This window comes from Kitasatospora sp. NPDC048286 (assembly GCF_043201735.1).
Taxonomy (GTDB): Bacteria; Actinomycetota; Actinomycetes; order Streptomycetales; family Streptomycetaceae; genus Kitasatospora.
On record NZ_JBICZE010000002.1, the window covers coordinates 676575 to 698875 of the forward strand.

Genomic DNA, 22301 nt, shown 5'->3' on the forward strand with positions numbered 1-22301 from the left:
GTCGGGGTGGTCGACACGTGGTCGGTACCGACTGGCCGGCCTCGGCTGTCGCTCGCGATACACCGTCGGATCGCCGATTGCGCGCAGCTCGTTCCCCGCGGCGAGGGTGCCGGCCCGGTGGACTACAGGCCCTCGACGCGGCAGCTAAGAAGAAGCAGCCCGTTGCGCATGATGGCCCCAGCGTAACCCAGCGTCGCGCGCCCCCGAAGTGATCCGGGCTTCCGTTCCACTCCTTGAGACACGGCTGATCACGCCCGAGGTGGTGACAACCGGTCATGAAGGCCCCACCCTGGGTCACATGACTGCAGCAGTACCGATCTGCACGATCGTCCCGCCGTACGTCCTGGACCACCTCGCCGAGGCCGGTCACGAGCCCGCCGTCCACTCCCTGGCCCTCGACGCGGCGCACCGCGCGGCCCGCCTCGACCCGCCCCCGTCCGTCGCCGTCTCCGTCCCCGGCCTGGACCGGGTGGTGTACGACGCCGGCCACGGCCAGCGGCTGCCCGGGCGCAGCGTGCGCACCGAGGGCCGGGCCGCGTCCTCCGACAGCTCCGTCAACCACGCCTACGACGGCCTCGGCGCCACCTTCGCGCTCTACGCCGACGTCTTCGGCCGGCACTCGATCGACGACCGGAACCTGCGGCTGGACGCCACCGTCCACTACGGCCGCAACTACGACAACGCCTTCTGGAACGGCCACCAGATGGTGTTCGGCGACGGCGACAACGTGGTGTTCGGCGACTTCACCGCCTGCATCGACGTCATCGGCCACGAACTCACCCACGGCGTCACCCAGTTCACCGCCGGGCTGGAGTACCAGGACCAGCCCGGCGCGCTCAACGAGTCGGTCTCCGACGTCTTCGGCTCGCTGGTCAAGCAGTACGCGCTGCACCAGGACGCCGCCGACGCGGACTGGCTGATCGGCGCCGGGCTGCTCGCCCCGGGCGTCCAGGGCGTGGCGCTGCGCTCGATGAAGGCGCCCGGCACCGCCTACGACGACCCGCGGCTCGGCAAGGACCCGCAGCCCGCGCACATGCGGGACTACGTGCACACCTCCCAGGACTACGGCGGGGTGCACGTCAACTCCGGCATCCCCAACCACGCGTTCTACCTGCTGGCCACCGCGCTCGGCGGCTCGGCCTGGGAGCGCGCGGGGCGGATCTGGTACGACGCCCTGACCGGGCGCACGCTGCCCGCCGACGCCGACTTCACCGCCTTCGCCCGGGCCACCGTGGCCGTCGCCAAGGCCCGCTACCCGGACGACCGGTCGGTCGTGGACACCGTCACGGCCTCCTGGGCGCAGGTCGGGATCAGCCCGGGGTGAGCGCCGGCCGGGGCCACCGGAGCGCGTCCGGAGGACGTTGAGACCGGGTTGAGGCGGACTTAAGGTCACGGTCCGGGAAAAGCCCGGCAAACCCCCTCCCCGGGTAGCACCATGGACACCATGCGCATCCAGGTGACCCGGACCGGCGGTTTCGCCGGGATCGTCCGCCAGGCGGAGATCGACACCGCCGACCGCACGGACGCCCCGCACGTGCACGCACTCGCCCGCGAGGCCGTCGCAGGCGGGCTGCGCGCGCCCTCGTACGGGGTGCCGGACGGTTTCCACTACGAGATCACCGTCGACGGCCGGTCGGTGTACTGCGCCGACCCGAAGCTCACCGACTCCCAGCGCGAGCTGGTCTCCCTGGTGCTGCGCGAGGGCGCGTAGCACCAGGGGCCGGGCCCCCCGGAGTCGGCGAGGGCCCGCCCGGACGCATTCGCGTCCGAACGGGCCCCGGGCCTTCCGGCGGCTCGAACTCCCCTGTCAGGAGCGCCGGTTCAGAATCCCAGCTTGCGCAGCTGCTTGGGGTCGCGCTGCCAGTCCTTGGCGACCTTGACGTGCAGGTCCAGGTAGACCGGCGTGCCGAGCAGCGCCTCGATGTGCTTGCGGGCGGTGGTGCCGACGTGCTTGAGCCGCGAGCCCTTGGCGCCGATCACGATGGCCTTCTGGCTCTGCCGCTCGATGTAGACGTTGGCGTGGATGTCCAGCAGCGGGCGGTCCGCCGGGCGGCCCTCGCGCGGGAGCATCTCCTCGACCACCACGGCCAGCGAGTGCGGCAGCTCGTCGCGCACGCCCTCCAGCGCGGCCTCGCGGATCAGCTCGGCGACCATGATCTGCTCGGGCTCGTCGGTGAGGTCGCCGTCCGGGTAGAGCTGGTCGCCCTCCGGCAGCAGCTTGGTGAGCAGGTCGGCGACCAGCTCCACCTGCTTGTCGCCCACCGCCGAGACCGGGATGATCTCGGCCCACTCGAAGCCCAGCTCGACGCCGAGCTGCTGGATGGCGATCAGCTGCTCGGCCAGGCGCTTGGAGTCGACCAGGTCGGTCTTGGTGACGATGGCGACCTTCGGGGTCTTCTTGATCCCGGCGATCTCCTTGGCGATGAACTTGTCGCCGGGGCCGATCTTCTGGTCGGCGGGCAGGCAGAAGCCGATCACGTCGACCTCGGCCCAGGTGGTGCGGACCAGGTCGTTGAGGCGTTCGCCGAGCAGGGTGCGCGGCTTGTGCAGACCGGGGGTGTCGACCAGCACGAGCTGGGCGTCGGGGCGGTGCACGATGCCGCGAACGGTGTGCCGGGTGGTCTGCGGGCGGTCGGAGGTGATCGCGACCTTCGTCCCCACCAGGGCGTTGGTCAGGGTCGACTTGCCCGCGTTGGGCCGGCCGACGAAGCACGCGAACCCGGAGCGGTACAAGGAGGAAGGGGCATTCATGGGCTCCATTCTCCCTGATCACCGGAGCCCCGCGGTCCGGGCCCGCCCCCGGGGGCGTCCGGGGGCGCTTTCAGCCCTTCTTGGCGCTCTTGTTGCCGCCCTTGCCGCCCTTGCCGTCGGTGGGGACCAGCGAGACCACCACCAGCACCAGCAGGAAACCGAGCGAGCCGAACAGCCAGAGGTCCGAGCCGGTCTCCTGCCACTTGCCGAGCCCCATCACGAACAGCAGCAGCCCGGCGAAGAACGCCACCGCCCCCATGCCCCAGTCCCCCTCACCGAGTCCACTCCCCCGGTGAGATTATCTGCCAGGCCTGGGCCGAGACCATGCCCTTCGGCGGGCCGCCGAAGGCCCGCACCACGGACCCCCGACGGCCCGGAAGAGACCCGGCACGGGCCCGCACGCAGGCCCCGCACACAGGCCCGTACGGCCCCTCAGCGGGCCTCGGCGGCCACCCGCAGCGCCCCGTCCGGCCCGGCCAGCAGCACCGGCGTCCCGGCCCCGCCCAGGTCCCGCACGGCCGCCAGGTCCGCCTCGGCCGGCTGCTGCGCCTCGCTCACCACGGCCGCCGCCTCCAGCGACCTGGCGCCACTGGCCACCGCCATCGCCACCGCCGTCTGGAGGGCGCTCAGCCGCAGCGACTCCAGCGCGACCGTCCCGGCCACGTAGGTGCGCCCGGTCTCGTCACGCACCGCGGCCCCCTCGGCGACGCCGTTGCGGGCGCGGGCCGAGCGGGCCAGGGTGATGATCTTCTTGTCTTCGGAGTCGAGTTCGACGATGTCACTCATGCCGCCGAGCATAGGCACCCGGCGCCGGTCAGTGGCCGACCGGGTGGGTCCGCCCCGGGTTCGGATGGAGGACCTTGACGAAGGTCTTCGCCGCACCGGACGGCAGGTCCTCCTCGTGCTCGGTGCGCTTGCGCCAGTACGGGTTGTCGTGCGGCAGGTGGCTGCTCACCCGGCCGTACATCCCGAAGGTCGTCAGGACGATCCCGAAGATGAACGCGAACAGCACGTTCGACAACCGGAAGTTGAGGATGTTCGCTTCCGGCCGCTCCAGCACCGTCAGGCCGTAGAAGCCGGACAGGACGAACAGCACGCCCACCGCCATGTTGAGGTTGGACGCGAAGTTCCCGCCGATCACCGCCCCCACCAGCAGGACCGCGCCCGCCACGATGGACAGGATGCTCAGCGCCCCGTTGGTCGACAGCCCGGCGATCCGGTCGCCGTGGGTGGCCAGGAAGCCGGGATGGTCGGCCAGCCCCAGGCTCCCGAACACGATCAGGAAGATCCCCCCGCCCCCCGCCCCGATCCGCCACACCATGGCGAGCCGGCGGTCGACGGGCTTCAGCGTGTCTTGCAGCTTCATGGCGACCTCCAGAGCTCGGCCATGGTCTAGCTGTAGGGATGGAGCTTCTCCATGTGCGGCGTCTCGTGCATGTAGAGCGAGCCGCACTGCTGGCAGCAGCGCAGCCCGGTGCCCCACTCCTCCTCGGGCCGCGTCTCGGCGTCGTCCGGCATGGTCCGGCCGCAGAGCGCCACCGACAGGTCCTCGTCCCGCACCACGTGCCAGGACTTGACTCCGCCGGCCGCCCCCTGCGGGCCGTACTCCGCGCGAAGTTTGTGCGTCATGCCCTCCATGGTCGCTCGGCGCCCGCCCGGCCGCTACTCGCCCGAGGGCTCCTCGGGGTCCTCGGTGTGGCGGACGGGGGCGGCGACCATGGAGCCGATCCGGTTGCGGCGGCCCGCCGAGGACTCGGCGGTCAGCAGGATGCCGGTCAGGCCGCCGTCGACCGGCTCGGGCAGCGGGATCTCGCAGGAGGAGCCGGGGATCGGCACCCGGCCCAGGTGCTTGGCCAGCAGCCCGCCGACGGTCTCGACGTCCTCGTCCTCCAGCTCGATGCCGAACAGCTCGCCCAGGTCCTCAACCAGCAGCCGGGCGGTGATCCGGTACGAGCCGTCGCCGAGGTCCTCCACCGGGGCGATCTCCCGGTCGTACTCGTCGGTGATCTCGCCGACGATCTCCTCCAGGATGTCCTCGATGGTGACCAGCCCGGCCGTGCCGCCGTACTCGTCGATCACGATCGCCACGTGCGAGCGGCGCTGCTGCATCTCGCGCAGCAGGTCGCCGGCCGCCTTGGAGTCCGGGACGAAGACGGCCGGGCGCATCACCGCGCCGACCTCCTCGGACTCCGCCTCCCGGTTGATGTGGGTGCGCCGCACCAGGTCCTTGAGGTAGACGATGCCGACCACGTCGTCCTCGTTGTCGCCGACCACCGGGATGCGCGAGAAGCCCGAGCGCAGCGCCAGGGTGAGCGCCTGCCGGACGGTCTTGTGCCGCTCGATCATCACCAGGTCGGTGCGCGGCACCATCACCTCGCGCACGATGGTGTCGCCCAGCTCGAAGACCGAGTGCACCATCCGGCGCTCCTCGTCCTCGATCAGGTCGTCCTTCTCGGCGAGGTCCACCAGGGCCCGCAGCTCCGCCTCGGAGGCGAACGGACCCTCCCGGTAGCCCTTGCCCGGGGTCAGCGCGTTGCCGAGCAGGATCAGCAGCCGCGGGATCGGCCCCAGCACCGCGGCCAGCGGCAGCAGCACGAAGGAGGCCGCGGTCGCGGTGGTGACCGGGTGCTGGCGCCCGATCGTGCGCGGCGAGACCCCCACCGCGACGAACGACACCAGCACCATCACGCCGAACGCCAGCAGCACGGCCTGCCAGGTGGGCGTCACGTTGCGCACGCACACCACGGTGACCAGCACCGCCGCCGCCATCTCGCTGGCCACCCGGATCAGGGTGGCCAGGTTGAGGTAGCGGATCGGGTCGGAGGCGACGGTCAGCAGCCGCGCGGAACCGCGCCGGCCGCTGCGCACCGCCTCCTCCGCCCGGAACCGGGAGACCCGGGAGATGCCCGCCTCGGCGCACGCGGCCAGCCAGCCGAGCACGACGAGCAGCACGGCACCGAGGATGAAGCTCGTACTCTCACCACTCACAGGGGTTCGGGCTCCGCGCTCAGTGGGTGGTGGGAGCCGGGGAGATGCCGCCGAGGCCGCGGCCCGCCCGCCAGTCGTCCAGGATGCGCTTCTGGAGGGCGAACATCTCCTCCTCTTCCTCCGGCTCCTCGTGGTCGTAACCGAGGACGTGCAGCACGCCGTGCACGGTGAGCAGCTGCAGCTCCTCGTCCATCGAGTGCTTGGAGGGAGCCGCCTTGCCCTGCTGCTCGGCGACCTCGGGGCAGAGCACGATGTCACCGAGCAGGCCCTGCGGCAGCTCCTCGCCCTCCTTGCCGGGACGCAGCTCGTCCATCGGGAAGGACATCACGTCGGTGGGCCCTGGCAGGTCCATCCACTGGATGTGCAGCTCCTCCATCGCCGCTCCGTCCACCAGGATCACGGACAGTTCGGACTGCGGGTGGATCCGCATCTTGTCCAGTGCGAAGCGGGCGACGTCGAGGATGGCTTCCTCGTCGGCCTCCCAACCGGACTCGTTGGCGATGTCGATCGACATGACGGGCTCTGTGCTCAGCTTTCGGTGCGATGGGACTGTCGGGGTGCGCGGGGTGCGCGGGGTGCGGTGGCCTTGCCGGGTCGCCGCTGGGCGGGCTTGCGGGCCGCCGGGGCGGCGTCCTCGGCCTCCTGGCGGGCGTCCCAGCGCTCGTAGGCGTCCACGATCCGGCCGACCAGCTTGTGGCGGACCACGTCGGTGCTGGTGAGGACGGAGAAGTGGATGTCGGGCACGTCGGCCAGGATCTCCTGGACGACCTTCAGCCCGCTGCGGGTGCCGCCCGGGAGGTCGATCTGGCTGGTGTCGCCGGTGACCACCACCCGGGAGTTGAACCCGAGGCGGGTGAGGAACATCTTCATCTGCTCGGGCGAGGTGTTCTGGGCCTCGTCGAGGATGATGAAGGCGTCGTTGAGGGTGCGGCCGCGCATGTACGCGAGCGGCGCGACCTCGATGGTGCCGGCCGCCATCAGGCGCGGGATGGAGTCCGGGTCCATCATGTCGTGCAGCGCGTCGTACAGCGGGCGCAGGTACGGGTCGATCTTCTCGTAGAGGGTGCCGGGCAGGAAGCCCAGCCGCTCCCCCGCCTCGACCGCCGGGCGGGTCAGGATGATCCGGTTGACCTCCTTGGCCTGGAGGGCCTGGACGGCCTTGGCCATCGCCAGGTAGGTCTTGCCGGTACCGGCCGGGCCGAGGCCGAAGACGATCGTGTGCCTGTCGATCGCCTCGACGTAGCGCTGCTGGTTGAGGGTCTTCGGGCGGATCGTGCGGCCCCGGTTGGACAGGATGTTCGCGGTGAACACCTGGGAGGGCGCTGGGCTGTCCGGGTCCTGCTCCTGGCTGCGGAGCATGGCGATGGAGCGCTCCACGGAGTCCTCCGTCAGGGGCTGGCCGGTGCGCAGCACCAGCATCATCTCGTTGAAGAGCCGCTGTACGAGGGCGACCTCGGCCCGCACCCCGGTGGCCGTCACCTCGTTGCCGCGGACGTGGATGTCGGCGGCGGGGAAGCCCCGCTCGATCACGCGCAGCAGCGAGTCCGCGGTGCCGAGCAGGGTGACCATCGGGTGCTTCTCGGGGATGACGATCCGGGCGCTGACGCGGCCGTCGTCGGCCGGTTCGGGGCGCGACTGTCCGTTCGTACGGGTCTGCGATGTGTCACTCATAGGTCGGCGCTGGGGCCTGCCTCATCCCATCCGTGGTGTCGGGTGCCGCTCGGTGTCTCCGGGGCACCAGGGTACGCCGCGAGCGTGATCGTCGTGGCGGGCGGCGGGGCCGCACCCGATGATGCTGCGGCAGATCGCAGGCCGATGCGAGCCCTTTTCCGGGGTTCGCGCGGTTCCGTCCCGTTCACGACGGGCGGCGGGCCGGAACGGGCACCCGGTCGAGGTCGGCGGCCAGTACCAGTTCCCCGTCGAAGTGCTTGCGGGCGTCGGCGAGGTGCTGGCCGAGGTCCGGGTAGCGCTGGGAGAAGTGGGTCAGCACCAGGGTGCGCACGCCGGCCTCGGCGGCAACCTTGGCGGCCTGCCCGGCGGTGAGGTGGCCGTGCTCATCGGCGAGGCGGGCGTCGGCGTCGGTGAAGGTCGCCTCGACGACCAGCAGGTCGGCGCCCTCGGCGAGGGTGTGCACGCCCTCGCACAGCCGGGTGTCCATCACGAAGGCGAACCGCTGGCCCGGCCGCGGCTCGCTGACCTCGGCCAGGGTGACGATGCGGCCGTCCACCTCGATCGCGCCCTCGTGCTGGAGCCGGCCCACCGCCGGGCCGCGCACGCCGAGCGCGGCGAGCCGCTCCGGCACCAGCCGGCGGCCGTCCGGCTCGGACAGCCGGTAGCCGTAGGACTCCACCGGGTGGTCCAGCCGGACGGCGTCCAGCGCGAAGCGGGCGCCGGGCGCGGGCAGCGGTCCGGGCTCGTCGATCGGCCGGGGCCGCAGCACGGCCGTCTCGTGGTAGGCGGTGGAGTGCCGCAGCCGCTCGAAGTAGACCTCGCCGGAGGCCGGGAAGTAGACGTCGACCGGGTGCGGGACCCGGTCGAGGTTGATCCGCTGGATCACCCCGGCGAGGCCCAGGCAGTGGTCCCCGTGGAAGTGGGTGACCGCGATCCTGGTGATCTGGGTGGCCGTGACCCCGGCGTGCAGCATCTGGCGCTGGGTGCCCTCGCCGGGGTCGAACAGCAGGCCCTCGCCGTCCCAACGCAGCAGGTAGCCGTTGTGGTTGCGGTGCCGGGTGGGCACCTGGCTGGCGGTGCCGAGGACGACGAGTTCGCGCTGGGACACGGTGGGTCAGACCATGCGCTCGGTCATCGACATCCCGCCGAGGACGTGGACGTGCGCGTGGAAGACGGTCTGTCCGGCGCCCGCACCGGTGTTGAAGATCAGCCGGTAGTCCTCGATGCCCTCGTCCCGGGCCACCGCGCCCGCCTCGGCGAGCAGTTCGCCGGCGATCTCCGGCTCGGCGGCGGCCAGCGCGGCCGCGTTCGGGTAGTGCACGTGCGGGATCACCAGCACGTGCACGGGCGCCTTGGGGGCGATGTCGCGGAAGGCGAGGGTGCGCTCGGTCTTGCGCACCACGGTCGCCGGGATCTCGCCCGCCGCGATCTTGCAGAACAGGCAGTCGGGCTGCGGCTCGCCGGCCATGGCGCTCTCCTCGGGATCGGTACGTCGGGTGTGGTGGGGCCGTACGGGCGCAGCCTAGCCGAGCCGGGCGACGGCCTGCTGGTACTCCTGGAGGTGCTTCCGGCGCACCGAGCGCACGCCGACCAGGTCGCCCTCGTCGCTGTCGTAGTCCTCGGTGAGGAGGTTGACGGCGAGGATGACGAAGCCGAGCAGCCAGCGCCTGGTGAGCCGCCAGGTATTCGGCCGCATCACGCCCTTGCGGCGCACCACCCGCATCGCCGTGATCCCCTTGCCCGCGCTGAAGCCGGTCAGCCGGGCGAGCACCACCTGGTTGAGGAAGGACGCGCCGAGGCCGACCGCCAGCAGCGCCACGAAGTACGGCACCACCGGTCCGCCGCTCTGCACGGCGTGGCCGGCCACGTACTCGGTCCTCGGGCGGCTCGCGGCGTTGGCGGCGACGAAGCCGAGGCCGATCGCGAACAGCCAGTCCAGCACGATCGCCAGGAACCGCCGGCCGCCGCCCGCCTCCTTGGGGCAGGGCGGCAGGGCCCGGCCCTGCGGCTGCGCGTAGGCCTGCGGCGGGTACGGCTGCTGGTAGGGCTGCGGCTGCGGCTGCTGGTACGACGGCGCCGGCGGGTACGGCTGCGGCGGCTGCTGTGCGTATGGATTCCGGTCGTACTGCGGCGGCGGGTAGCCCTGCGCCATGTGTTCCCCCGTGAACTGTGGATCAAGAAGCAGCCCCGCATCCTACCCACGCCCCCGCACACCGGAGTGGGGGGGGGGGGGGGGGCGCGGGCCCCCCCCCCCCCCCCCCCCCCACCCCCCCCCCCCCCCCCCCCCCCCCCCCCCCCCCCCCAACCCCCCCCCCCCCCCCCCCCCCCCCCCCCCCCCCCCCCCCCCGGGGGGGGGGCGGGGCCCCCCCCCCCCCCCCACTCCGGTTTCCCGCTACAGAGCCCCGCGACGACGCCCCGCTACGCCCAGGGCAGCGGCGGCGCCGTACGGGCCGGGGTCTCGGCGAGCCCCGCCAGCGCGAGCCGGACGCCCTCGGCCAGCTGGGGGTCCTCCCCGGCCGCCCAGTGGTGCGGGGCGAACGGTACCTCGACGTCCGGGTCGACGCCGTGGTTCTCCAGGCCCCAGCCGTAGTTCTCCATCCAGAGCGCGTACTTGGGCTGGGTGACCAGGGTGCCGTCGACCAGCCGGTAGCGGCTGTCGATGCCGATCACCCCGCCCCAGGTGCGGGTGCCGACCACCGGGCCGATCCCGAGCGCCTGGACGGCGGCGTTGACCACGTCGCCGTCCGAGCCGGTGAACTCGTCGGCGAGCGCGACCACCGGGCCGCGCGGGGCGTCCGCCGGGTAGGGCACCGGGTGGTCGGTGTCCCGGATGACGTCCCAGCCGATGATCCGGCGGGCCAGTTTCTCGATCACCAGCTGCGAGGTGTGGCCGCCCCGGTTCCCCCGGACGTCGACGACCAGGCCCTCCCTGGCCATCTCGCTGCGCAGGTCGCGGTGCAGCTGGGCCCAGCCGGCCGTCTGCATGTCGGGGATGTGCAGGTAGCCCAGCCGCCCGCCGGACAGCTCGCGCACCGCGGCCCGCCGCCCGGCCACCCAGTCGTGGTAGCGCAGCGCCTCCTCGTCGGCGAGCGGGACGACCACCGGGTGGCGCCGGTCGGTGCCGTCCTTCCCGGCCACGGTCAACTCGACCGGCTGCCCGGCGGTGCCGGCCAGCAGCGGCGCCGGCCCGGTGACCGGGTCCACCGGGCGGCCGTTGACGGCGAGCACCGCGTCGCCCGGGCGGATCGCGGCGCCGGGCGCGGCCAGCGGCGAGCGGGCCCTGGGGTCGGAGGACTCCCCGGGCAGGATCCGGGCGATCCGCCACTGCTCGCCGTCCCGGACCAGGTCGGCGCCGAGCAGGCCCTGGCGCCGGGCGGGCTCGGTGTACCGGCCGTACGGCATCACGTAGGCGTGCGAGGTGCCGAGTTCGCCGTGCACCTCCCAGAGCAGGTCGACCAGTTCGTCGTGCGAGCCGATCCGCTCGACCAGCGGCCGGTAGCGCTCCAGCACCCCGGCCCAGTCGACGCCGGAGAGGTCGGGGCGCCAGAAGTTGTCCCGCATCAGCCGGCCGTTCTCGGCGTACATCTGCCGCCACTCGGCGGCCGGGTCGACGGTCACCCGCAGCCGGGCGAGGTCGACGGCGGTCTCCTCGTCGTCGCCGCCCTTGTGGTCGGCCGGGACGACCCGCAGTTCGCCCTCGTCCAGCACGGCCACCCGGGTGCCGTCCGCGCTGACCGCGAAGTCGTCCACGCCGTGCACCAGCTGCTCGACCCGGCGCTTCCTCAGGTCGAAGCGCTCCAGCACCGGGCGCGGCCGGTCGGCGTCCAACGAGGCCGCCTCGTCGCCGAGTTCGCCCATCAGCGGGGCCCTGGTCCAGAGCACGCCGTCCTTGGCGGCGGCCAGCTCCTCGAAGCGGCCGCCCTCGACCGGGAAGGGGACGATCCGGTCGGCGATGCCGTCCAGGTCCACCCTGGTCACCGGCGCGGCACCGGCCGCCGCCGCCTCGCCGTCCGCCTTCCCGGCCTTCGGCTCGTCCTCCTCCCCGCCGAGCGGGCGCCCGGCCCGCCGCGGACCGAACGGGGAGGGGGTGTCGGCGGCCAGCGTGACGAGGTAGGGACGGCAGCCGTTCGGGAACGACAGGTCGAAGACGTGGGCGTCGTAGACCGGGTCGAAGTTGCGCACCGACAGGAAGGCCAGGTAGCGGCCGTCCGCGGTGAAGGAGGGCGAGGTGTCCACGAAGCGCGGCTGGGTGACCTCGCCGACGGTCCGGGTGGCCAGGTCGGCCAGCACGATCTGGCGCAGCGAGTGCGGTCCCATCCCGCGCACCGGGCGCGACCAGGCCAGCCAGGCCGAGTCCGGGCTGAAGGCGGGCCCGCCGGGCTCGCCGTCGGCGCTGCGGTCCAGCTCGTGCACGGCGCCGTCGGCCAGCGAGACCAGCAGCACCCGGCCGTCGTGCACGCCGAGCGCGGCCCGCTTGCCGTCCGGGGAGACCGTCAGCGAGTTGACCCGGCCGAGCCGCCCCGCGGCCAGCCGGCGGCGCTCGGCGCCGTGCAGGTCGGGGGCGAACTCCAGGGCGTCCCCGCCCTCGGCGTCGGTCACCCACAGCACGCCCTGGGCGCCGTCCTCGCCGGGCACCACCCGGGCCAGGCGCCCGCGCACGCCGGGGGTCTCGTCCAGCACCCGGGCCGGGCCCTCGCGGTGGGTCAGCCAGTGCACGCTGCCGCGCACCACCACGGCGCTGCCCCGGCCGGTGCGGTCGGGGGCGACGGAGTCCAGCCAGTGCGCGGCGGGCACCGGGCGGGGGCGGCGCCCGGCCCGCGGACCGGCGAGGCGGACGTCCAGCCGGCGCGGCTCGGCGCCCGCCAGGTCGTCCAGCAGCCAGAGGTCGCCGGCCCGGTGGAAGACCACCCGGGTGCCGTCGGTGGTGGCGCCCCGGGCGTAGAAGCCGTCCGGGTCGGTGGTGTGGCGGCGCAGGTCGGTGCCGTCCGGGCGGCTGGACCACAGCTCGCCGACGCCCTCGTGGTCGGACAGGAAGGCGATCCTGCCGTCCCGCCCGTCCTGCCCGGCCACCCACAGCGGCGAGTCCAGCTGCCCGTCCAGCTCCGCGTGGACGCGGGCGAACTCGTCCCGGCCGAGCCACAGCTTGCCGGCCCGCCCGCCCCGGTACCGCTTCCACCAGGCCGGGTCGCGGCCGTTGACGCTGTTCAGCAGCACCCGGTCACCGCCCGGCTCGAAGGCGAGGGCGCCGACCGGCCCGTACGGCAGCCGCTGCGGCTCGCCGCCGTCCAGCGGCACGGCGTGCGCCCAGGTGCGGCGGAAGCTCGACTCGCCGGCGGCGGTGACGGCGATCGGGCGGCCGTCGGCCGTCCAGCCCAGCACCCGGGTCTGGTGACTGCCCCAGTGGGTGAGCCGGCGCGACGGGCCGCCGTCCACGGGCACCACGTGCACCTCGGGGGCGCCGTCCCGGGTGGTGGTGAAGGCGAGGTGACGCCCGTCCGGGGAGAACCGCGGGTGGTGGACCGGCAGGTGGTCCGCCGTCAGCCGCCAGGCCCGGCCGCCGTCCAGCGGGGCGAGCCAGAGGTCGTCCTCGGCGACGAAGGCGACCAGGTCGCCGTGCAGGTGGGGATGGCGCAGGTAGGCGCCCGCCGAGCTGTTCGGGGAGGTGCTCAGGGAGTCCGTCACCCGGCCAGCCTAGGCAGCCGCGCGTACGGTCGGCGCCGTTTTCCGCAGACTCCCGGCGCCGCCCGCGGACGGCCGTCACACGGCCGCGACCAGGGCGCCGGGGCGCGCTACGACCAGCGGCCGGTACGCCCCAGCAGCAGTGCGCCGGCGGCGACCCCGGCGGTGGAGGTGCGCAGCACCGAGGGGCCCAGCCGGTACGGCTTGGCGCCGGCCTCGGCGAAGGCGGCCAGCTCCTCCGGGGAGACCCCGCCCTCCGGGCCGACCACCAGCACGATGTCCCCGGCCTCCGGCAGGCCGGCGTGCGCCAGCGGCTCGGCGCCCTCCTCGTGCAGCACGGCGGCGAACGCGGCCCCCAGCAGCACCGGCGCCAGCTGCCGGGTGGTCATCACGTCCCGGACCACGGGGAAGCGCAGCCGGCGGGACTGCTTGCCGGCCTCCCGGGCGGTGGCCCGCCACTTGGCGAGCGCCTTGGCGCCGCGCTCGCCCTTCCACTGGGTGATGCAGCGCGAGGCGGACCACGGGATCACCACGTCCACGCCGACCTCGGTCATCGTCTCCACGGCCAGCTCGCCGCGGTCGCCCTTGGGCAGCGCCTGGACGACCACGATCCGCGGCGCGGGCTCCGGCTCCCGTCGTACGGCGGCGACCGTCACGTCGATCCCGTCCTTGCCGAGCACCGCGGCGACCGTGCCGTCCACGCCGAGCCCCAGCCCGTCGGCCAGGGTCACCGCCTCGCCCGGCTCCAGCCGCTTGACCGCGGCCGCGTGCCGCCCCTCCGGGCCGTCCAGGCGCACCACGGCCCCGGGCGCGGCGGCGGCGATCCGCTCGGTCTCGACGAAGAAGACGGGCGCGGTCATGACGGAAAACCTCCAGAAGTGGGGACGGACACACGGAAGGGGTGCCGGGGGCCCTGGCCCCCGGCACCCCTCCACGGACGACTACCGGCCGTTGAAGGCGTCCTTCAGCCGGGAGAAGAGGCCCTGCTGGCCCGGTGCGAACTGGCCGGACGGGCGCTCCTCGCCGCGCAGCACCGCGAGGCGGCGCAGCAGCTCCTCCTGCTCGGCGTCGAGCTTGCTGGGCGTCTTCACCTCGACGTGCACTATCAGGTCGCCCCGGCCGCCGCCGCGCAGGTGGGTGATGCCCCGGCCGTGCAGCGGGATCGACTGGCCGGACTGGGTGCCGGGCCGGATGTCGACCTCCTCCAGGCCGTCCAGGGTCTGCAGCGGCACCTGGGTGCCGAGCGCGGCCGCCGTCATCGGGATGGTGACGGTGCAGTGCAGGTCGTCCCCGCGCCGCTGGAAGATGTTGTGGGTGGTCTCGGCGATCTCGACGTACAGGTCGCCGGCCGGGCCGCCGCCGGGGCCGACCTCGCCCTCGCCGGCCAGCTGGATCCGGGTGCCGTTGTCGACACCGGCCGGGATCTTGACGGTCAGGGTGCGGCGGGCCCGCACGCGGCCGTCGCCGGCGCACTCCGGGCACGGGGTCGGCACGACGGTGCCGAAGCCCTGGCACTGCGGGCAGGGGCGGGAGGTCATGACCTGGCCCAGGAAGGACCGGGTGACCTGGGAGACCTCGCCCTTGCCGCGGCACATGTCACAGGTCTGCGCCGAGGTGCCGGGGGCCGCGCCCTCGCCACTGCAGGTGGTGCAGGTGACGGCGGTGTCGACCTGGAGCTCCTTGGTGGTGCCGAAGGCGGCCTCCTCCAGGGTGATCTCCAGCCGGATCATGGCGTCCTGGCCGCGGCGGGTGCGCGAGCGCGGGCCGCGCTGGCCGGCCGCGGCGCCGAAGAAGGCGTCCATGATGTCGGAGAAACCGAATCCCGCCGCGCCGGCCCCGAAGCCGCCCGCACCGCCGCCACCCGGGGACAGCGGGTCCCCGCCGAGGTCGTAGACCTGACGCTTCTGCGGGTCGGAGAGCACCTCGTAGGCGGCGTTGATCTCCTTGAACCGCTCCTGCGTCTTCGGGTCCGGGTTGACGTCCGGGTGCAGTTCGCGTGCCAGGCGCCGGAACGCCTTCTTGATCTCGTCCTGCCCCGCATCCCGTCGGACGCCGAGTACCGCGTAGTAGTCCGTGGCCACCAAATGCTCCGCTTGTTCCGCCTGTAGTAGTGCTGCGACTGGACGCCGCCGTCGGAGGCCCGACGGCGGCCCTTGCTAGGACTCGGCCAGGATCTGGCCCACGTACCGCGCCACCGCTCGCACCGCCCCCATTGTGCCCGGGTAGTCCATCCGGGTCGGACCGATCACACCCAGTTTCGCCACGCTCTCGTCGCCCGAACCGTAGCCGACCGAAACGACCGAGGTGGAATTCAGCCCCTCGTAGGCGATCTCCCGCCCGATCCGGACCGTCATCCCGGCGTCCGCGGTCTCACCCAGGAGACGGAGCAGGACGACCTGCTCCTCCAGGGCCTCCAGCACCGGCTGGATGGTGAGCGGGAAGTCGTGCCCGAAGCGGGTCAGGTTGGCCGTGCCGGCCAGCATGATCCGCTCCTCGTTCTGCTCGGCGAGCGTCTCGAACAGCGTCGCCAGGACCGTGCTGACGGTCGGCCGGTCGGCCTGCTCGAACTGCGCCGGCAGCTCCTCCAGCAGCTCCGGGACCTCCGGGAGGCGCCGGGCGACGGCTCTCGCGTTGATCCGGGCCCGAAGGTCCGCCAGCACCGTCTCGCCGACCGGGCCCGGGCAGTCGACCATCCGCTGCTCGACCCGGCCGGTGTTGGTGATCAGCACCAGCATCACCTTGGCCGGGGCCAGCGCCACCAGCTCGATGTGCCGGACGGTGGAACGCGTCAGCGACGGGTACTGCACCACCGCGACCTGCCGGGTGAGCTGGGCGAGCAGCCGCACGGTGCGGGCGACCACGTCGTCCAGGTCCACCGCGCCGTCCAGGAAGTGCCGGATGGCCCGGCGCTCGGGGGCGGTCATCGGCTTGATCTCGGCGAGCTTGTCGACGAAGAGGCGGTACCCCTTGTCGGTGGGGATGCGGCCGGCGCTGGTGTGCGGCTGGTGGATGTAGCCGTCCTCCTCCAGCGCCGCCATGTCGTTGCGGACGGTCGCCGGGGAGACCCCGAGGTTGTGCCGCTCCACCAGGGCCTTGGAGCCGACCGGCTCCTCGGTGCCCACGTAGTCCTGCACGATCGCGCGGAGCACCGCGAGCTTGCGTTCGTCCAGCTGGCGGACCTCACCGGCCATGGGGCACGCACCTCCGTCCTCGCACGTCGTCCGACCGTGTCCCTCGCTGCGGGCCGTTCCAGGGGCCCTCGGCCTTGGCACTCTGAACGTACGAGTGCCAGAACCGTACCTGCCAGTGTACGGCCCGGGTCCTGTGGCAGGAACGGCCCGACCGGGGTGATCCTCCCCGCAGTTCCGGACACGGCCCGCGGGGCCCCGCCGGTTCGATCCTCCCGGCGCCGGAGTGGTGCCGGGAAGCCGTCCGGGTGGCAGCATCGAAAGCGACGGCGAACGGAGGAGCAAGCGATGTCGAGCTCGGGCCAGCACACCCGTTTCGCGCCCGACCGCGGCCTGACCGGCCGCATGGTCGCGACGATGTTCGTGATCGGGCTGCTGTACGTCGGTTTCACCGGCCTGCTGATCGCGCTGCTGCGCGGCGCCTGGCCACTGATCGTCCTGATCTCCGGCGGGCTGTTCGTGGCCCAGTTCTGGTTCAGCGACAAGATCACCGAGCGGGCGATGGGCGCCCGCCAGGTGTCCCCGGAGCAGTTCCCCCAGCTGCACGGCACCGTCGACCGGCTCTGCGCCCTCGCCGACATGCCCAAACCCCGGGTGGCGGTCGCCGACAACGACATGCCGAACGCCTTCGCCACCGGCCGCAACCCGCAGAACGCGGTGGTCTGCGTGACCACCGGGCTGCTGCGCCGGCTGGAGCCGGAGGAACTGGAGGGCGTCCTCGCCCACGAGCTGTCGCACGTCGCCCACCGGGACGTCGCGGTGATGACGATCGCCGGCTTCCTCGGCGTCCTCGCCGGGGCGATGACCCGGATCGCCGTCTACGGCGGGTTCATGGGCGGCGGGCGCAACAACAACGACCAGAACGCGGCCATCCTGGCGCTGATCATCCCGCTGGTGTCGATCGTCGTCTACGCGATCAGCTTCCTGCTCACCCGGCTGCTGTCCCGCTACCGCGAACTGGCCGCGGACCGGGCCGCCGCCCAGCTCACCGGCCGGCCCAGCGCCCTGGCCTCGGCGCTCACCAAGGTGACCGGGCAGATCGCGGCCATCCCCACCAAGGACCTGCGCCAGGCGCAGCCGTACAACGCCTTCTACTTCGCCCCCGCGCTGAGCGCCCGGGAGACCGCCTCGCAGCTGTTCTCCACCCACCCGACGCTGGAGAAGCGGCTGGAGCAGCTGGCGAGGATCTCCGGGCAGCTCGGGCACTGAGCCCGACCCGCCCCGCCCCGACCCGCCCCAGCCGATTCCGTCCCGACCCGTCCCAGTCCGTTCCGTCCCGAAAGGACCGCCGTGGGATTCCTGGACACCCTGTTCGGCCGCACCAAGCCCGTCAAGCCCGACCTCGACCAGCTGTTCGGCGTGCCGTCCGCCGCGCTCACCCTGGAGGCCGGGGCCGGGTTCACCCCCACCGGGCTCGGCTCGGTCTGCTTCGCCGCCGTCGAGGGCGCGGCCTTCGTCCAGGTCGAGCAGCAGGTCAGGGCGCTGCTGGACGCCGACACCGAGCACGGCGGCGTCCCGGTGGAGGCCTCCAAGGACGGCTACGGCTACTCCTGGCTGCTCGCCCGGCACCGGCCCGAGGAGCTGCCGGAGCTGGTGAACGACCTGCACGCGGTCAACAGCGAGCTGGAGGCGAACGGCTTCGGGCCGCAGCTGCTCTGCTCGCTGGTGGCCTTCCGCAACCCCGAGGGGCAGTCGCTGGCCCTGGTCTACCTGTACAAGCGGGGGACGTTCTACCCCTTCGCCCCGATGCCCGGCGGCGGGGAGCGGCGCAACAGCCCGCTGGAGCTGCAGGTCAACGCGATGCTGGGGAACGACCTGCGGCTGGAGAAGGATCTCAGCCGCTGGTTCCCGGTCTGGGGCGCGCCGGGCCTGTGACGGTCCGTCCGTAGACTCGCGACCATGCGCAGCCGCCAGTACGGACCCGACCTGACCCCGCCGTGGAAGAAGCAACAACCCGCCCCGGAGGTGCCCGCCGAGCGGGACCTGGTGGTCGAGGAGGCGGCGAGCGGCTTCTGCGGGGCGGTGGTGCGCTGCGAGAAGACCGCCGAGGGGTTCACCGTCACCCTGGAGGACCGGTTCGGCAAGCACCGGGTGTTCCCGCTGGTGCCGCGCGGCTTCCTGCTGGAGGGCCGGGTCGTCACCCTGGTCCGCCCGGCCGGCCCGGCGGCGCCCCGCACCCCGGCCCGTACCGCCTCCGGCTCGATCGCCGTCCCGAACGCCCGCGCCCGGGTCGCCCGCGAGTCCCGGATCTACGTCGAGGGCCGGCACGACGCCGAGCTGGTCGAGCGGGTCTGGGGCGACGACCTGCGGATCGAGGGCGTGGTCGTCGAGTACCTGCGCGGCATCGACGACCTGCCCGCGATCGTCGCCGACTTCGCCCCCGGCCCGGAACGGCGCCTCGGCGTCCTGGTCGACCACCTGCTCCCCGGCACCAAGGAGCACCGCATCGCCGCCCAGATCACCGGCGCCTCGGTGCTGGTCGTCGGCCACCCCTACATCGACATCTGGCAGGCCGTGAAGCCCGCCAGCGTCGGCATCCCCGCCTGGCCCGCCGTCCCGAGGGGCGAGGACTGGAAGGAGGGCACCTGCCGCCGTCTCGGCTGGCCGGTGGACACCCCGGCGGCCTGGAAGCACATCCTGTCGAAGGTGAACAGCTACAAGGACCTGGAGCCCGAACTCCTGGGCCGGGTCGAGGAGTTGATCGACTTCACGGCCCTTCCGGGCCAGGAGTAGTCACGCGAACACGATAGACCTCGGTCAGTCCACCAGGTCACGTACCACCGCGTCGGCCAGGAGGCGGCCCCGGAGGGTGAGGGCGGCGCGGCCCCGCTCGTAGGGGCCGGGGGCGAGGAGGCCGTCGGCGAGGTGGCGGGCGGCCCACTCGCGGCCGGTGGCGGTGAGCAGGTCGAGGGGGACGCCCTCGACGAGGCGCAGTTCGAGCAGGACGCGCTCGACGCGGCGGTCCTCGTCGGCCAGCAGCTCGCGGGCCTGGGCGGGGGTGCGCTGCTCGGCGAGGGCCCGGGCGTAGGCGGCGGGGTGCTTGGCGTTCCACCAGCGGACGCCGCCGACGTGGCTGTGGGCGCCGGGGCCGGCGCCCCACCAGTCGGCGCCGGTCCAGTAGAGCTCGTTGTGGCGGCAGCGGCCCTCGGGGGTGGTGGCCCAGTTGGAGACCTCGTACCAGGAGTAGCCGGCGGCGCTCAGCGCCTCCTCGGCGATCAGGTAGCGGTCGGCGTGCACGTCGTCGTCGATCATCGGCAGTTCGCCGCGCTTGACCCGGGCGGCGAGCCGGGTGCCCTCCTCGACGATCAGCGAGTACGCGGAGACGTGGTCGGGCCCGGCGCCGATGGCGGCGTCCAGGGAGGCCCGCCAGTCGTCGTCGGACTCGCCCGGGGTGCCGTAGATCAGGTCGAGGTTGACGTGCTCGAAGCCGGCCGCGCGGGCCTCGGCCACGCACGCCTCGGGGCGGCCCGGGGTGTGGTGGCGGTCGAGCAGCTTCAGCACGTGCGGGCGGGCGCTCTGCATGCCGAAGGAGAGCCGGTTGTAGCCGCCCTCGCGCAGTTCGGCCAGGTACGCCGGGTCCACCGACTCCGGGTTGGCCTCGGTGGTGACCTCGGCGTCCTCGGCGAGGCCGAACTCGTCGCGGATCGCGGCGAGCATCTTCACCAGGTCGCGGGCGGGCAGCAGGGTCGGGGTGCCGCCGCCGAGGAAGACCGTCCGCACCGGGAGGTCCGTGTCCCCCAGCACCTTCCGGGCCAGGCGGATCTCGGCGACCACGTTGTCCGCGTAGGTGTCCTGCGAGGCGACCGCCCCGGAGGAGCGCAGCTCGGTGGCGGTGTACGTGTTGAAGTCGCAGTAGCCGCAGCGGCTGGCGCAGTACGGCACGTGCAGGTAGAAGCCGAACGGGCGCGAGCCCAGCCCGTCGAGGGCGTGCGCGGGCAGGGAACCGTCGGACGGCACCGGTTCGCCGTCGGGGAGTGCGGAGGGCATGAGCCCATTGTCCCGTACGACCCGACCGAACCGGCGGGCCGTACGGGAGCGGGGGTGCTCAGGCCTCGTTGGCGCCCGCGTACATCGCGGTCACCGCGTCCGCGTAGGTCCGCTCGACCACCGGGCGCTTGATCTTCAGGCTCGGGGTGAGCTCGCCGTGCTCGATGTCGAGGTCGCGCGGCAGCAGGTGGAACTTCTTGATCGTCTGCCAGCGCTGGAGGTCGCCGTTGACCCGCTTGACGAAGCCCTCGATCAGCTGGTGCACGGCCGGCTCGGCGGCCAGCTCGGCGTAGGACCTGCCGGCCAGGCCGTGCTCGGCGGCCCACGGCAGCAGGACCGCCTCGTCCAGGCCGATCAGCGCGGTGCAGTAGTTGCGGCCGTTGCCGATCACCAGGATGTTGCTGACGAACGGGCAGACGGCCTTGAACTTGCCCTCGACCTCGCTGGGCGCCACGTACTTGCCGCCGGAGGTCTTGAACAGGTCCTTCTTGCGGTCGGTGATCCGCAGGAAGCCGTCCGGGGTGAGCTCGCCGATGTCCTCGGTGTGGAACCAGCCGTCCGGCTCCAGCACCTCGGCGGTCTTCTCCGGCAGATTGTGGTAGCCGCGCATGACGCCCGGGCCGCGCAGCAGGATCTCGCCGTCCTCGGCGATCCGCACCTCGGTGCCGGGCAGCGGGCGGCCCACCGTGCCGATCCGCACGTCCTCCGCGCGGTTGACGCAGGAGCCGGCGCTGGTCTCGCTCAGGCCGTAGCCCTCCAGGATCGGCACCCCGGCGCCGAGGAAGAAGTAGCCGATCTCCGGGGCGAGCGCGGCGCTGCCGGAGACCGCGCCGCGCAGCCGGCCGCCGAAGGCCGCCCGGATCTTCGCGTACACCAGCTTGTCGGCCAGCGCGTGCTGCACCCGCAGGCCCAGCGGGGCGGAGTCGGTCCCGGTGGCGACCCGGTTCTCCTGCACCACCCGGGCGTGCTCGCGGGCGACCTTGGCCGCCCACATGAAGATCTTGTACTTGGCGCCGCCCTCGGCCCGGGCCTTGCCCGCGATGCCGTTGTAGACCTTCTCGAAGATGCGCGGCGCCGAGGCCATGATGGTCGGCCGGATCGCCGGCAGGTTGTGGATGATCCGGTCCACCCGGCCGTCCACCGCCATCACGTGCCCGGTGGCGATCTGCCCGGAGATCAACGTCTTGCCGAACACGTGCGACAGCGGCAGCCACATGAACTGGACGTCGTCGGGGCCCAGCAGCCCGCTGGCCTCCTGCGCCCGGCCCTCGTACGCCCAGCAGTCGTGCACCAGGCGCACGCCCTTGGGGCGGCCGGTGGTGCCGGAGGTGTAGATCAGGGTGGCCAGCTGCTCCTTGTCGAGCCCTTCGACGGCCTTCTCCACCGCGCCCGGGTGCTCGGCCAGGTACCGGGTGCCGCGCTCCTCCAGCTCGGCGAGGGTGATCAGGTCGAGGCCGGCGGTCTCGGGGGCCTCGGCGGGCGCGTCGAAGAGGATCACGGTGCGCAGCTCGGGCAGCCGGTCGATCTGCCCGACGGCCTTGGCCAGCTGGGCCGCGTTCTCGGCGAACATCGCCCGGGAGCCGGAGTCGGAGAGGATGAACGCGGTCTCGTCCGCGTTGGTGCTCGGGTAGACGGTGGTGATCGCGGCGCCCGCGCACATGGCGCCCAGATCGGCGACGATCCACTCGAGCCTCGTCGAGGAGGCCAGCGCCACCCGGTCCTCGGGCCGGATGCCGAGCGCCATCAGGCCGGCGGCCACCGCCTTCACCCGGGTCGCCGTCTGGGCCCAGGTGAGCGAGCGCCACTGCTCGGCGCCGGGCGCGCCGTCGGCGGCCTGCTCGTCCACGGGCGAGGGGTAGCGGTAGGCCTCGGCGTTCGGGGTCAGGGCGACCCGCTCAAGGAACAGGTGGGCGACGGAGGCGGGACGCCCGGCGACGAGGTCGGGCCTGCCGGAGCCGATCAGGGACTGCGCGGAACTCAACGAGGACCTCCGGTGGCGGGTGGCCGTGTGAGGGATTGTCGCGGCGTCCATGGGGG

At 73.2% G+C, this 22301-nt stretch carries 22 protein-coding genes; 5 read left to right on the forward strand and 17 right to left on the reverse strand.

The window, feature by feature from the left end; translation table 11 throughout:
- Positions 1 to 298 precede the first annotated feature (298 nt).
- On the forward strand, positions 299 to 1324 hold the full coding sequence (locus tag ACGF13_RS07400; protein WP_392869841.1) for a M4 family metallopeptidase: 1026 nt from the start codon (positions 299 to 301) through the stop codon (positions 1322 to 1324).
- A 120-nt stretch (positions 1325 to 1444) separates the two neighbouring features.
- Positions 1445 to 1711: a protealysin inhibitor emfourin gene (locus ACGF13_RS07405; protein WP_049651101.1), complete on the forward strand. Its 267-nt coding sequence runs from the start codon at positions 1445 to 1447 to the stop codon at positions 1709 to 1711.
- A gap of 110 nt (positions 1712 to 1821) precedes the next feature.
- On the opposite strand, the gene era is transcribed toward ACGF13_RS07405, so the two are convergent.
- The 15 genes from era to hrcA form a co-directional block, all read right to left on the reverse strand.
- Positions 1822 to 2751, reverse strand: coding sequence for a GTPase Era (gene era, locus ACGF13_RS07410; RefSeq protein WP_392869843.1), 930 nt, complete (start codon positions 2749 to 2751; stop codon positions 1822 to 1824).
- A gap of 70 nt (positions 2752 to 2821) precedes the next feature.
- Positions 2822 to 3010: a hypothetical protein gene (locus ACGF13_RS07415; protein ID WP_392869845.1), complete on the reverse strand. Its 189-nt coding sequence runs from the start codon at positions 3008 to 3010 to the stop codon at positions 2822 to 2824.
- A 173-nt stretch (positions 3011 to 3183) separates the two neighbouring features.
- Complete coding sequence (locus ACGF13_RS07420) at positions 3184 to 3537, reverse strand: cytidine deaminase (RefSeq protein WP_392869847.1); 354 nt, start codon at positions 3535 to 3537, stop codon at positions 3184 to 3186.
- Between the two features lie 28 nt (positions 3538 to 3565).
- Positions 3566 to 4117, reverse strand: a complete 552-nt coding sequence (locus ACGF13_RS07425) for a DUF4383 domain-containing protein (RefSeq protein ID WP_392869849.1) — start codon at positions 4115 to 4117, stop codon at positions 3566 to 3568.
- 26 nt (positions 4118 to 4143) lie between these two features.
- Positions 4144 to 4380: a hypothetical protein gene (locus ACGF13_RS07430; RefSeq protein ID WP_392869851.1), complete on the reverse strand. Its 237-nt coding sequence runs from the start codon at positions 4378 to 4380 to the stop codon at positions 4144 to 4146.
- A gap of 33 nt (positions 4381 to 4413) precedes the next feature.
- A complete protein-coding gene (locus tag ACGF13_RS07435) occupies positions 4414 to 5739 on the reverse strand; it encodes a hemolysin family protein (protein WP_392869853.1) in 1326 nt (441 codons plus the stop codon).
- Positions 5740 to 5758: 19 nt separating this feature from the next.
- Positions 5759 to 6253 carry an rRNA maturation RNase YbeY gene (gene ybeY / locus ACGF13_RS07440; RefSeq protein WP_207816018.1) on the reverse strand — a complete coding sequence of 165 codons (495 nt, stop codon included), beginning with the start codon at positions 6251 to 6253 and terminating at the stop codon, positions 5759 to 5761.
- 14 nt (positions 6254 to 6267) lie between these two features.
- Positions 6268 to 7308, reverse strand: a complete 1041-nt coding sequence (locus tag ACGF13_RS07445) for a PhoH family protein (RefSeq protein WP_392870118.1) — start codon at positions 7306 to 7308, stop codon at positions 6268 to 6270.
- A gap of 286 nt (positions 7309 to 7594) precedes the next feature.
- Positions 7595 to 8518: a ribonuclease Z gene (locus tag ACGF13_RS07450; protein ID WP_392869855.1), complete on the reverse strand. Its 924-nt coding sequence runs from the start codon at positions 8516 to 8518 to the stop codon at positions 7595 to 7597.
- Between the two features lie 6 nt (positions 8519 to 8524).
- Positions 8525 to 8878: a histidine triad nucleotide-binding protein gene (locus tag ACGF13_RS07455; RefSeq protein WP_392869857.1), complete on the reverse strand. Its 354-nt coding sequence runs from the start codon at positions 8876 to 8878 to the stop codon at positions 8525 to 8527.
- A 54-nt stretch (positions 8879 to 8932) separates the two neighbouring features.
- Positions 8933 to 9562 (reverse strand): RDD family protein, encoded by a 630-nt coding sequence (locus ACGF13_RS07460; protein WP_392869859.1) that lies wholly within the window; start codon positions 9560 to 9562, stop codon positions 8933 to 8935.
- 266 nt (positions 9563 to 9828) lie between these two features.
- The gene (locus ACGF13_RS07465; RefSeq protein WP_392869860.1) at positions 9829 to 13092 is read right to left on the reverse strand and encodes a PDZ domain-containing protein; all 3264 of its coding nucleotides are present in this window, start codon (positions 13090 to 13092) and stop codon (positions 9829 to 9831) included.
- A 107-nt stretch (positions 13093 to 13199) separates the two neighbouring features.
- Positions 13200 to 13949 (reverse strand): 16S rRNA (uracil(1498)-N(3))-methyltransferase, encoded by a 750-nt coding sequence (locus ACGF13_RS07470; protein WP_392869862.1) that lies wholly within the window; start codon positions 13947 to 13949, stop codon positions 13200 to 13202.
- Between the two features lie 81 nt (positions 13950 to 14030).
- Positions 14031 to 15170 carry a molecular chaperone DnaJ gene (gene dnaJ / locus ACGF13_RS07475; protein WP_387748296.1) on the reverse strand — a complete coding sequence of 380 codons (1140 nt, stop codon included), beginning with the start codon at positions 15168 to 15170 and terminating at the stop codon, positions 14031 to 14033.
- A 75-nt stretch (positions 15171 to 15245) separates the two neighbouring features.
- Positions 15246 to 16280 carry a heat-inducible transcriptional repressor HrcA gene (hrcA, locus tag ACGF13_RS07480; protein ID WP_392869864.1) on the reverse strand — a complete coding sequence of 345 codons (1035 nt, stop codon included), beginning with the start codon at positions 16278 to 16280 and terminating at the stop codon, positions 15246 to 15248.
- Positions 16281 to 16565: 285 nt separating this feature from the next.
- On the opposite strand from hrcA, the gene htpX reads away from it, so the two are divergent.
- The 3 genes from htpX to ACGF13_RS07495 all read left to right on the forward strand — a co-directional run bounded on the left by htpX (position 16566) and on the right by ACGF13_RS07495 (position 19010).
- The gene (gene htpX, locus ACGF13_RS07485; protein WP_392869866.1) at positions 16566 to 17486 is read left to right on the forward strand and encodes a zinc metalloprotease HtpX; all 921 of its coding nucleotides are present in this window, start codon (positions 16566 to 16568) and stop codon (positions 17484 to 17486) included.
- 81 nt (positions 17487 to 17567) lie between these two features.
- A complete protein-coding gene (locus tag ACGF13_RS07490; protein ID WP_392869868.1) occupies positions 17568 to 18152 on the forward strand; it encodes a hypothetical protein in 585 nt (194 codons plus the stop codon).
- Positions 18153 to 18176: 24 nt separating this feature from the next.
- A complete protein-coding gene (locus tag ACGF13_RS07495) occupies positions 18177 to 19010 on the forward strand; it encodes a DUF3097 domain-containing protein (RefSeq protein WP_392869870.1) in 834 nt (277 codons plus the stop codon).
- 24 nt (positions 19011 to 19034) lie between these two features.
- Here ACGF13_RS07495 and hemW read toward each other — a convergent pair whose 3' ends face one another.
- Positions 19035 to 20264 carry a radical SAM family heme chaperone HemW gene (gene hemW, locus ACGF13_RS07500; RefSeq protein ID WP_392869872.1) on the reverse strand — a complete coding sequence of 410 codons (1230 nt, stop codon included), beginning with the start codon at positions 20262 to 20264 and terminating at the stop codon, positions 19035 to 19037.
- Positions 20265 to 20322: 58 nt separating this feature from the next.
- A complete protein-coding gene (locus ACGF13_RS07505) occupies positions 20323 to 22245 on the reverse strand; it encodes an AMP-dependent synthetase/ligase (RefSeq protein WP_392869874.1) in 1923 nt (640 codons plus the stop codon).
- Between the last annotated feature and the right edge of the window lie 56 nt (positions 22246 to 22301).